This is a genomic window from Arthrobacter sp. TB 26 (assembly GCF_000427315.1).
Lineage (GTDB): Bacteria > Actinomycetota > Actinomycetes > Actinomycetales > Micrococcaceae > Arthrobacter.
The window spans coordinates 1-4,171 of the sequence record NZ_AUPJ01000283.1; the positions used below are offsets into that span (position 1 = coordinate 1).

Genomic DNA, 4,171 nt, shown 5'->3' on the forward strand with positions numbered 1-4,171 from the left:
GGCGGGAACAACCGCATGGGCAGTGCCACAGCTGCGGCAGAAATATCCCGGAGCCCGGCGTCGTTGTCCACAGTGTGACCGTGCCGGGACCCGGCGCGGCGCCTGAGACTTCCCCGCTACGAAAGGCCGGCTTTTCCGTGACTGTTCCGCTTTCCATCCTTGACCTGGCAACCATCGGCAAGGGCCAGACGGCGGCAGAAAGCTTCGCGGGAAGCGTGGCCATGGCGCAGCTCGCCGAGAAGCTGGGCTACCGGCGCGTCTGGTACGCCGAGCACCACAACATGTCCGCCATCGCCTCGTCGGCCACCAGCGTGCTCATCGCACACATCGCCGCGCAGACCGAGAGCATCCGGCTCGGCGCCGGCGGCGTGATGCTGCCCAACCACTCCCCGCTGACCATCGCCGAGCAGTTCGGCACGCTCGAGACCTTGCACCCGGGCCGGATCGACCTCGGTCTGGGCCGCGCACCCGGCAGCGACCAGAACACGCTGCGTGCCCTGCGGCGTGACCCGATGTCCTCGGACAGCTTCCCGCAGGACGTGCTGGAACTCCAGGGCTACCTGACCGGTCCCACCCGCATCCAGGGCGTGGAGGCCACCCCGGGCAAGGGCACCAATGTTCCCCTGTACATCCTGGGATCCTCGCTGTTCGGCGCCAAGCTCGCTGCGCAGCTGGGCCTGCCGTACGCCTTCGCCTCGCACTTTGCGCCGAGCGCACTCCGGGACGCCGTCGCCATCTACCGCCGCGATTTCCAGCCCTCCGCGCAGCTGGATGCCCCGCACGTGATCGCCGGCGTCAACGTGATCGCGGCGGATTCCGCGGCCGAGGCGCAGGAGATGTTCCAGGCCACCAAACGCGCCCGCGTCTCGCTGTTCTTCGGCAACGGCCGCGAGTTCAGCGACGACGAGGCGGACATGATCCTGGACTCCCCGCAGGGCCAGCACGTGGCCCAGATGATGAAGTATTCCGCCGTAGGCACCCCGGATGCCGTGCTGGAATACCTGGACGGATTCACCGCCCACGCCGACGCCGACGAGCTCATCGTCGCGCACCAAAGCACCGGCACCGAGGCCCGGCTGCGCTCGGTGCAGCTCCTCGCCGACGTCGCCGGACTCGTGCGGGTGTAGCCGGGGGTTCCGTCACTCCCGGCAGGCTTTTGCGAGGTCCGACGCCGTCCTACCGCGGAACGGCGCGGTGGGACGGCATCTTGGCCGCCGATAACCTGCCCTGAGTGACGCGGGCCGGTTGCGGATGTTACACAGCTGCAACAGCCGGGACACTCGCGGGAAATCGGGCCGGGCGGATACTGGGAGCACGCCCTTCACAGGCGGTCTCACGCAGGCATTGGGGACTAATCGAAGGACTCCGCGCATGCCCACTCCGCTGAACCAGTCCCTGGCCGATTCTGCCCTCCTGACGAAGTCCCTGCCGCTGGGCCTGCTCCGGGCTTTCGTGCAGACCAACGCCGCCGACGACGGGCTGACGCCGCAGCTGCTGGCGGAACTCAAGATCCTGGCCCGCAGCCCGGGGCTGCTCGTGGCCTGCAACTACGGCGGAACCCTGTGCGCCGCGGAAGGCATCTCCACCGAGACCCTGCCGCTGGGCAGTGCGGCGATTGCCCTCCGCGCGCTGGCTGCCCTCCCCAACACCCACGCCGCCGTCATCTCGGGGCGTTCCCTGCGTGACCTGGCCGCCGTCTCCCGGCTCCCCGCCGAAGTGCACCTGGTCGGTTCGCACGGCGCCGAGTTCGACATGGGCTACGCCCACGGCCTGTCCCTGGCCACCGAATCCGTGCTGCAGCAGGCCAGCCAGGCGCTCGCCGAAACGGTGGGCGCCTACCGTGGCATCACCATGGAGCGGAAGCCCGTCGCCGTGTCCGTGCACACCCGCCCGGCCGCGCCCGACGTCGTCGCGCTGGCCACGCAGCAGGCGGAGGAAATCGCCCGGGCGCACGGGCTGTCCTTCATTGTGGACGGCTCGGTCCTGGACCTGTCCGTCGTCGAGCCGGCCAAGGCCGGCGCCCTGGAACACCTGCGCTCCATGCTCGGCGTCAGCGCAGCCCTTTACGCGGGGGACGCCGCCAGCGATGAGCTGGCGATGGCCACCTTGCGCGGGCCGGACATGGCCCTGCGGGTGGGGGAGGGCCCGACGCTCGCCGCACACCGGCTGCGGGACCCCGAATCCTTCGCCCGGGTGCTGGCCATCCTCTTTGAACTGCGGAGGGCCTGGCTGTTCGGGGAGGACGCGGTCGGGCTCGAGCGGTATTCCATGATCGGCAACGGCTCCTCCACGGCCCTCATCACCCCGGATGCCAGGATCTGCTGGATGAGCCACCCGCTGCCGGACTCGGGATCCCTCTTTGCGCACCTCCTCGGCGGTGACGCGGCCGGCCATTTTTCGGTGGAACCGGTGAAAGCCTCGCAGGTTCTGGGCCAGCGCTATGTGGACAGCACCATGATCGTGGAAACCCGCTGGGCCGACGTCACCGTCACTGACTACCTGGAACCGGCACCGGAAGGTGTTACCAGCCTGGTCCGGGTGCTTTCGGGCACGGGGACGGCGCGGATTGTCTTTGCGCCCCGCCCGGACTACGCGAACGCACCCTTCAGCATGGAGGCCCGCGGAGCGGAGCTGCACGTCGTGGGGACCGCGGACCCCATCATCCTGCTCGCCCCCGGCGTCGGCTTCACGATCACCTCGGACGGCCGCCACGCCACCGCCACGGCCGACGTCGAGCTGCGGCACGGCCCCGTAGTGCTGAACCTGCGCTGCGGCGACACGGAACCCCAGCGCGCAAAGCCGCCCGAGGAAAACTCGCGCCGCGCCGCCGTCGCGAATCATTCCCGGCGCTGGGTGCAGGCGCTGCAGCTGCCCGCCGTGAAACCCTCCCTGGTCCGGCGGTCCGCACTGGTGCTCCGCGCCCTGGTCCACGAGCCCACCGGTGCGGTGCTGGCCGCGCCCACCACGTCGCTGCCGGAGGGGATCGGCGGCACCCGGAACTGGGACTACCGGTACTGCTGGCTGCGGGACGGTTCCATGACGGTCAACGCGCTGGTGGACCTCGGTTCGACCTCGGAGGCGGAGGGATTCCTGGCCTGGCTGGGCCGGATTCTTGCCCACGCGCCCGGCCCGGAGTGGCTGCACCCGCTCTATTCAGTCACCGGGGCGCCGCTGTCCACCGAGGCCATCATCGAGAGCCTCCCCGGCTACGCGGGCTCCCGGCCGGTCCGGATCGGCAACGCCGCGGACCATCAGGTGCAGCTGGACGTTTTCGGGCCGATCGCCGAGCTCATCGACGCCCTGAGTGAGCGGCAGGGGGCGCTGGCCGATGCCCACTGGGAGCTGATGGTCCAGATGGCTGCCGCCGTCCTGGCCCGCTGGCACGAGGCGGACCACGGGATCTGGGAAGCCCGGCGGGCGCCCCGGCACCACATCTACACCAAGGTGATGTGCTGGGTGGCCCTGGACCGGGCGCTGCGCACCGCCGCCCGGCACGGCCGGGCGCCGCTTCCGGAGTGGGAGCCGACGGCGGCGGTCATCCGGGAGGAAGTCCTGCGTAAGGGCTGGGATGAGGGTGCCGCGTCGTACACCGTGGCCTACGACAGCCCGGACCTGGACGCCGCGGTGCTGCACATCGGGCTGTCCGGCCTCCTGGACGTCGCCGACCAGCGCTTCCTGGACACGGTCACGGCAGTGGAACGTGAACTGCGCGTGGGTCCCACCGTGTTCCGCTACCGGTACGACGACGGCCTGCCGGGCCTGGAGGGCGGCTTCCACATCTGCACCACGTGGCTGATCGAGGCCTACGTGGCGGTGGGGCGGATCGAGGAGGCCTGGGACCTGTTCGACCAGCTGGTCAACCTGTTCGGGCCCACCGGGCTGCTGCCTGAGGAGTACGATCCAGGCACTGAAACGCATCTGGGAAACCATCCGCAGGCGTACTCGCATCTGGGTTTCATCCGCTGCGCGCGGCTGCTGGACGCGCTGCCGAAGAACTAGGTCCGCAGGACCCGTCCCCCTATTCGCAGGCGACGCCGTCGCGGTCGCCGTCCATCTGCTCGCGGTAGCCGGGCCGGCCTGCCCGCAGCGGTGCGGCTCCGGCGGCCCGGGCCGCGGCGCAGTTCGCGTAGTAGACCGCTGCGTCGACCGGGGCTGGGTCCGCCGGAACTTG

Annotated in this window: 3 protein-coding genes; 2 read left to right on the plus strand and 1 reads right to left on the minus strand. The window is 70.3% G+C overall.

Annotation, left to right across the window (positions count from 1 at the left end; translation table 11 throughout):
- The first annotated feature begins 137 nt into the window (after nt 1-137).
- Both K789_RS0110100 and K789_RS0110105 read left to right on the plus strand, forming a co-directional pair.
- Entirely contained in the window at nt 138-1,127 is a 990-nt protein-coding gene (locus K789_RS0110100; protein WP_024366651.1) for an LLM class flavin-dependent oxidoreductase, read from the plus strand.
- Nucleotides 1,128-1,371: 244 nt separating this feature from the next.
- On the plus strand, nt 1,372-3,999 hold the full coding sequence (locus K789_RS0110105) for a trehalase-like domain-containing protein (protein WP_024366652.1): 2,628 nt from the start codon (nt 1,372-1,374) through the stop codon (nt 3,997-3,999).
- Between the two features lie 19 nt (nt 4,000-4,018).
- Here K789_RS0110105 and K789_RS26440 read toward each other — a convergent pair.
- Nucleotides 4,019-4,171: excalibur calcium-binding domain-containing protein (locus tag K789_RS26440; protein WP_029704837.1), on the minus strand; the 153-nt coding region annotated here is incomplete at its 5' end.